Origin of the sequence: Actinocorallia aurantiaca, assembly GCF_039533685.1 — a bacterium.
GTDB lineage: Bacteria > Actinomycetota > Actinomycetes > Streptosporangiales > Streptosporangiaceae > Actinocorallia > Actinocorallia aurantiaca.
In genome coordinates this window covers 274,934-281,695 of the sequence record NZ_BAAATZ010000006.1, presented here as the reverse complement: position 1 = coordinate 281,695, position 6,762 = coordinate 274,934, and the positions used below count along the sequence as shown (strand labels likewise).

Annotated in this window: 8 protein-coding genes; 3 read left to right on the top strand and 5 right to left on the bottom strand. The window is 71.1% G+C overall.

Going from position 1 to position 6,762, the window contains the following annotated elements:
- Positions 1–42: 42 nt before the first annotated feature.
- Positions 43–315 (top strand): metal-sensitive transcriptional regulator, encoded by a 273-nt coding sequence (locus ABD327_RS08215; RefSeq protein WP_344449615.1) that lies wholly within the window; start codon positions 43–45, stop codon positions 313–315.
- A gap of 33 nt (positions 316–348) precedes the next feature.
- On the opposite strand, the gene ABD327_RS08210 is transcribed toward ABD327_RS08215, so the two are convergent.
- Both ABD327_RS08210 and ABD327_RS08205 read right to left on the bottom strand, forming a co-directional pair.
- Positions 349–1,581, bottom strand: coding sequence for an oxygenase MpaB family protein (locus tag ABD327_RS08210; RefSeq protein WP_344449614.1), 1,233 nt, complete (start codon positions 1,579–1,581; stop codon positions 349–351).
- 59 nt (positions 1,582–1,640) lie between these two features.
- Positions 1,641–2,942, bottom strand: a complete 1,302-nt coding sequence (locus tag ABD327_RS08205) for a glycoside hydrolase family 1 protein (RefSeq protein WP_344449613.1) — start codon at positions 2,940–2,942, stop codon at positions 1,641–1,643.
- Between the two features lie 169 nt (positions 2,943–3,111).
- Here ABD327_RS08205 and ABD327_RS08200 point away from each other — a divergent pair, with 169 nt between their 5' ends.
- Positions 3,112–3,579: a hypothetical protein gene (locus ABD327_RS08200; protein ID WP_344449612.1), complete on the top strand. Its 468-nt coding sequence runs from the start codon at positions 3,112–3,114 to the stop codon at positions 3,577–3,579.
- A gap of 7 nt (positions 3,580–3,586) precedes the next feature.
- Here the strand turns inward: ABD327_RS08200 and ABD327_RS08195 are convergent, their stop codons facing one another.
- From ABD327_RS08195 to ABD327_RS08185, 3 genes are all read right to left on the bottom strand, one after another.
- On the bottom strand, positions 3,587–3,751 hold the full coding sequence (locus ABD327_RS08195; RefSeq protein ID WP_344449611.1) for a hypothetical protein: 165 nt from the start codon (positions 3,749–3,751) through the stop codon (positions 3,587–3,589).
- 3 nt (positions 3,752–3,754) lie between these two features.
- Positions 3,755–4,693: a hypothetical protein gene (locus ABD327_RS08190; protein WP_344449610.1), complete on the bottom strand. Its 939-nt coding sequence runs from the start codon at positions 4,691–4,693 to the stop codon at positions 3,755–3,757.
- A gap of 85 nt (positions 4,694–4,778) precedes the next feature.
- Complete coding sequence (locus ABD327_RS08185) at positions 4,779–5,687, bottom strand: LLM class F420-dependent oxidoreductase (RefSeq protein WP_344449609.1); 909 nt, start codon at positions 5,685–5,687, stop codon at positions 4,779–4,781.
- Between the two features lie 152 nt (positions 5,688–5,839).
- Between ABD327_RS08185 and ABD327_RS08180 the strand changes: the two genes are divergently transcribed.
- Positions 5,840–6,721 (top strand): SGNH/GDSL hydrolase family protein, encoded by an 882-nt coding sequence (locus tag ABD327_RS08180; RefSeq protein ID WP_344449608.1) that lies wholly within the window; start codon positions 5,840–5,842, stop codon positions 6,719–6,721.
- Positions 6,722–6,762: the final 41 nt, after the last annotated feature.

The window sequence follows — 6,762 nt, the reverse complement described above, 5'->3', positions numbered from 1 at the left end:
GGGTGCCATGAAGCGAGGCCCGATCGTGCACGGGAGGTCCACATGAAGGTCGAGGAGGAGGTCGCCGGTCCGGTGCTGAACCGGCTCCGCCGGGCCCAGGGCCAGCTGGCGGGCGTCATCGCCATGATCGAGGCGGGTCGCGACTGCAAGGACGTCGTCACCCAGCTCGCCGCCGTCTCGCGCGCGCTCGACCGCGCCGGCTTCAAGATCGTCGCCGGTGGCATGCGCCAGTGCATGGCCGCCGCCGCCGACGACGACAAGGCGCCTCCGATGACCGAGGAGGAGCTCGAAAGGCTCTTCCTCATCCTCGCCTGACCCGTCCTGCCTCGCCTGACCCGTCCTGCGGGCTCAGGCGTCGGCGACCGCGGCCGGGTGGGAGGCGTCCGCTCCGGAGGCTGCCGACGTGTCGACCAGGTCGTGGCCGATGCCCAGGCGCTCGGCGGTGGCCTTGGTGGCGTCGTCGACGAACTTCAGGCTGCGGCGCAGCTTGCGGTCCAGCTCGCCGGGGATGAGCCGCTGGAGCTCGTTGAAAAGGAAGACCGGCGGGGTGAGCACGGCCGGGAGGTGGCGCCAGGCGTTGCGCTCGACGTTCAGCAGGTCGGCGGTGCGGTCGCCGGTGAACGCGCGGGAGAGCCCGTGGTTCATCGGACGGGCCAGCCTGCGCACCACGGGGGCCAGCTTCCCGCTCTGGTCGGCCAGGCTGTCGGGCATGATCGTGTCGAGCAGTTCGGCGACGAGCTCGCGGCTGTAGTCGCTGGGCTCCGAGCCGGTCAGGTGGTAGATCCGCTCCAGCTCGACGAACTCCTCCTCGGTCCGGGGCAGGACCCGCTCGTCGATGCCCATGAGATATCCGACGTACCGGAACAGGTGGTAGATCGCCTCCCGCTCCCGGCGGGTGTGGCGGATGCCGAACTGCCTCATGACCCGCAGCGGGATGAGGCTGAACTCGATCAGGGTGTAGGCCGAGTCGGCCTGGTTGATCGGGTGGCCGAGCCGCCCGGAGTCCCAGGGCATGCCGTCGAGGATGTGGTACCTGACGAAAGCGTGGATCAGCCGCACCCGCACGGTGGCGGCGACCCCGGGCGCGAAGCGCTCCAGCCCGCCCGGACGGGTGGTGGCCCACAGCCAGGAGGCGGTCTCGAAGGTGCGCACCTGGCCCTGGTCGGTGAACCTGCGGGTGAGCGCGAGCGGCTCGACCGCCGCGCCGTTGACGTAGCTGCCCACCAGGGAGGCCGGTCCGAGCGCCAGCCCGATCGTGACGGGGTGCCTGCAGTAGGCGCGGGCCGCCTCGTCCAGCAGATCCTGCCGCAGCCACTCGGGCCGGTGGTCGATCTCCTCGAAGAGCCGCACGATCGACTCGGGCGCCTCCTCCAGGCTCCCGATCCCCTCGGCCAGGCCCTTGCGGATCATCTTCATGCCCTTGCCGCGCCCCATCGCCACCAGTTCGGCGACGACCGCGTCGGCGGTCGGGTCCCCCCAGGCCAGGGCGTCGAGGAAGACCTGCGCGCGCTCGCCGTACCGGGCCAGCGCGACCTCGGGCTGGGCGACCCGCCCGGGCACGGAGATCGACGGTGTGCTCATGGTCCGGCAGCCTAAAGCAGTAAGCAAGCACTTTCTAGGGGTCTGTGGGGAGAGACCTCTTATTCGGGATAAGGCGGGGTTTCCGGGAGGGAACGGCAGGTGGTCAGCAGTGCGGGCAGCGAGCAGCGGGCAGGTTCCTTGACGGGGACGTATCCCTTCGGCAGGCCGTTGCGGCGGATGATGCCGCGGTAGGTCGCCACGGCCTCCGTCGGACGGCGCGTCAGGGACGGATCGGTCTTCACGTCCACCGTGTAGAGGCCGAAACGGGGACGGTAGGCGCCCCACTCGTAGGCGTCCAGGAGCGACCAGTAGTTGTAGCCGATCACGTCGATGCCGTCCCGGATGGCGCGATGGATCCAGTAGACGTGGTCGCTGATGGAGTGAGAACGCTGGTAGCCGTCCGCCTGCGGCTTGCCGTCGTCGGTGCCCGCGCCGTTCTCGATGATGTAGATCGGCAGGTGCGGGAGCCTCCGGTGGTAGTCGTGCAGCACGTGGTACAGGCCGTCGGGCTCGGGCTCGATCGTCCAGTACTCGCCGCTGAAGACCCGGAGCACCGTCAGGTTCGCGGCGCTCATGCTGAGGTAGTAGTCGAGCCCGATGTAGTCGAGCTTGTCGGGGACCTCGGTGAACAGCGCCCGGTCGAACAGCGGGTTGAGGACGGTGCTGTAGGCGACGTTCGCGGTGACCATGGCGTCGTCGTCGAGCCGGTGGATCAGGTCGTAGGCCCTGCGGTGCGCCTTGACGAGATTGGCGCTCATCGTGGGCACCTCGGAGAGCTTGAGCGCCTTGTTCCGGACCTCGTCCAGGATGTAGTAGCTCGCCTCGTTGAACGTCACCCACAGCACGTCGTACTTCGCGTAGCGCTTGACGACGAACTCCGCGAAGTCCAGCCAGTCCTCGATCGTCCGCTCGTTCTTCCACGCCCCCTGGTCGTGCACCCAGCCCGGATGCACGAAATGGCTGAGGCTCAGCATCGGCCGCATCCCGTGGGAGACCATCCGCGAGACGAGGTCGTCGTAGTACCGGACCTCTTTCCAGTCGGTCTTCCCGCGCTCGGGCTCGACCCGCGCCCACTCGACGGACGTGCGGAAGACCCCGACCCCCAGAGAGGCCGCGCGCTGGAGGTCCTCCGGGTAGCGGTGCCGGAAGTCCACGCTGTTCTGGTACGGGTCCTTCTCCTTGCGCGCGGCCAGGAACCGCTTCCAGTTGCTGTCCGGGTAGTGCCCCTCATGCTGGAACCCGGACACCCCCACCCCCCACATGAACCCTTCGGGGAACCCTCCCGCGGCCTTCGCCGCGGCGGGCACGGGAAGCAGGAACAACGCCGTCATCGCCAGAATCGCCGTGAACGCACGGGTCATGACCCACCCGGAAGTCTCGATATCAGAGTTTCCCGGATGGTACGGGCGAACGGCCGCCCGCGCCATGACAAGAAGCGGCCAGCGAGAACCGGTGGACCGCCTCGCCCGTTTCGGCGGGGTCGGTGGGAAACGGGTGATGTGCGAGGAGCTCCGGATCTATGCTCCCGCTATGCGGATCTTCACGGCGGACGGGTCGGACGTCGCCTTCGTCGCGGTCGGCCAGGAGGCCACCGGGATCATCGCCATCGGGCAGGTGGCGAACGGGGTGATCGCCATCGGCCAGATCGCCACCGGGGTCGTCGCCTTCGGGCAGCTCGCCCGGGGATTCCTCGCGGTGGGCATGGTGGCGGCGGGAGTCGTCTCGGTGGGCATGCTGGGGATCGGCGTGGTGTGGTCGGCGGGGATGCTGGCGGTGGCGCCGTTCGCCGGCCCCGGCATGCTCGCGCTGGGCTTCCTCGGAGGGCCCGCCTCGCTGAAGGTGTTCGACCCGCGCGCCCGGTGGGTCCCGCCCTGGAGGACGCTGCCGCCGTGGCGGGTCTTCCTCGGCGCGGCCGGGACGGTGGCGCTCGCCGCACTCTGGTGGTACACGACGGGCATGTCGCTGATGGTGCCGCGGCTCACCCTCGGATTCTGGTGACCGAAGCTCAGGACCCGCCCGGAACCGCCGCCAGGAGCACCACGAAGGCCGCCAGCGCCAGCAGGAGGGCGCCTATCGCGTTGACCCAGCCGGGCACCGGAGAGAACAGCCGGTGGCCGCCCCGGGAGAAGCCCGCCCGGGAGTCGCGGGGCACGGGAGCACGCTCGGCCATCGGTCAGCTCGCCTTCAGGTCGGGGACCAGGGACAGCCCGGCGCGGCGGGCCTTGGCGACGCTGGCGTGCAGCGCCTCCTCGACGATCCGGGCCTGCTCGGTCAGGCCGTCGATCTCGGCGCGGGCCAGCTCGTCGCGCACGGTGCGGGCCAGCAGCTCCTGGTAGGCGTCGCCGTTGGCGGCGAGCCGCTGGACCGTCCTCCACTGCTCCAGCGCCTCGTCGGCGGCCCGCGTCCGCGCGGCGTACCCCTCCAGCGCCGCGATCCGCTCGGTCACCGAGGCGGTGGCCAGGCGCAGGACCTCCTTCTGCGGGGCCAGCAGCTCGGCCACGCGGGGATCGTCGGCCCGGGCTCCCTCGTGCTCGTCGGTGAGCCGGTCGAGCTCCATCAGCGTCCGGGCGATCTCCCACTGCTGCGCGGGCAGCGTGACGGTGTTGCGCACGTCGTCGAGCAGCCCCTGGGCGTTGACCTCCGACTCCAGGACGGTCTCGACGGACTGCGCCGTCCGGTAGAGCAGCGAGCGGTACTTCTGGGCGAGGTCGCCGTACTGCACGTAGTGCCCGTGGCGGCGGCGGGCGAGCCTGCCGGCGGCGTCCTCGCCGCAGAGCGCGAGGAGCACCAGGAAGGCCGACGGCAGGACGGCGAGCACGAGCGCGGTGAAGACGGGCTGAGGCTGCCAGAACAACGCCCCGGCCAGCGCCGCCTGGGCGGCCAGTCCGGCCGCCCTGACCCGGGACCCGTGGAAGGTGCCCATGAGGCCGGGCAGGAACGTCCAGGCCGGCGCCTGCCAGAGCGCGAAGAGCGCGTCGCGTCCCGTCCGCCCGCCGAGACGCGGCTCGGGAACCGTCTCGACGGGGCCGTACAGCGCGTCGGGCGCGCTCTTCAGGATCCGCTGCTCCTCCAGGGGAAGCTGCGGATCCACCACGACTACCGAATGCGTCATGCCACCCTCCAGCGGACTCCCTACCGGTAGACGCGGGAGGGGCGTGTTCGGTTCTGCGGATCGGCCGGCCGCGGCGAAGCGGGACTCAGAGGAGGGACTTGAGGAGGGCGCGGGTGCGCTCCTTGTCCTTGCCGGAGAGGAAACTGCCGGCGACGAAGTCGGTGACTCCCGCGTCCTTCAGGTCCTCGATCGCGGCGGTGACGGTGTCCTCGTCGCCGATGACGGAGAGGCCGGAGGGGCCGGCCACGCCCTCGCGGTCCATCATGGCGCGGTAGGACGGGAGGTGGCCGTACACCGCGAAGACCTCGTCGGCTCGGGCGCGGGCGGCCTCGACGTCGTCGGTGACGCCCACGGGGAGGATGCACACGACGCGGGGGTCGGGGCGGCCCGCGGCCTCGGCGGCGGCCCTGATGGTCGGGACGATGTGCTCGCGGACGGTCTTGGGGCCGGTCATCCACAGGATCGTGCCGTCGGACTGCTCGGCGGCGACCTTCAGCATCTTCGGGCCCAGGGCGGCGATGACGAGGGGGACGCGGCCCTCGTTCGGGACGGACAGGGAGATCTGACCCTTGACCGTCTCGCCGGAGAACGCGGCGGCCTGCCCGTCCAGCAGCGGCGAGAGCACCGACAGGTACTCCTTGATGTGGCGGACGGGACGGCTGAAGTCGTAGCCGAACATGTCCTCGATGACTATTTTGTGGGAAAGGCCGACGCCGAGGGTGAGGCGCTGCCCGCCCAGCGCCAGCGCCGTGGTCCTGGCCTGCTGCGCCAGCGCCGCCGGGTGGCGGGGATAGGTCGGCACGACGGAGGTGCCCAGTTCGATGCCCGGCACCCGGCTGCCGGCGATCGCCAGAGAGGTCAGCGCGTCGAGGCCGAAGATGTGGGAGAGCCAGGCGGAGGCGAACCCGTCGTCGGCGGCCCGCCGTACGTCGTCGGTGAGGCGCTCCAGGGCGTCAGGTCCGCCGCCCTCGGTCATCGAGATGCCGATCCGCATTTCCGTCTCCTCGTCTCCGGTACCTCACCGGCCCCACGGGTCCGGCGATCTTCCTTCCAGTGATTCTGCCCGATCGACCGCTCGGCGCAGTCTCCGGTCCGCACGCCGTATCGTGCCCCGGATCACCGGATCCAAGTGTTCGAATGGCTACCATGCGCGACAGTTTCCCGCTCAAGAGCATGGCATGCGCCACCGCCGCGGCCTGCCTGCCGCTGCTCGGACCGCAGGTTCCGGCCGCGGCGAAGGCGGACGCGCCCCTGCGCTACGTGGCGCTCGGAGACTCCTACACCTCGGCCCCCCACATCTCGCGGGCCCGTCCGGGGTCGCCCGTCTCCTGCCGCCGCTCGGAACGGAACTACCCGGGGCGGATCGCCCGCAGGCTTCGGGTCAGGAGCTTCACCGACATGAGCTGCTCGGGCGCCGCCCTGCGCCACCTGACCGCCCGGCAGGGAGTGAACCCGCCCCAGTTCAGCGCGCTGCGCGCGAACACCACGCTGGTCACCCTCACCATGGGCGGCAACGACATCGGCTTCAACAGGTGGAAGACCTGCGCCCTGCTCAGCCTCATCGACTCCAAGGGCGCGCCGTGCCGCAAGAAGCTGCGGCGCGGCGGAGCCGACCCCTTCGCACGCGCCTTCGCCCGGACGGGCCCGAGGTTCGGGGCGGCGCTGCGCCGGATCCACGAGCGCTCCCCGCTGGCCGAGGTCTACGTGCTGGGCTACCCGAGGCTCGTCCCGCCGACCGGCGGAGGCTGCTACCCGCGCGTTCCGCTGGCCCGCGGCGACGTCGGGATGATGCGGAACGTGCACCGCAGGCTGAACGCGATGCTCGCCCGCCAGGCCCGGGCCAACGGCGCGGTGTTCGTGGACATGTCCGAGCCCGGCCACGACATGTGCCAGCGCGACGAGCGGAAACGCTGGGTCGAGCCCTTCTTCCCGACCAGGCGCGCCGCGCCGCTGCACCCCAACGCCGGCGGCGCGGCGGCGATGGCCAGAGCGGTCGTGCGCGCCGTGCGCCGCCCGGTGGACGTCTGAGGCCCCTTCTTTCCAGCGAGCCGCGCACCTAGCATGGCGGC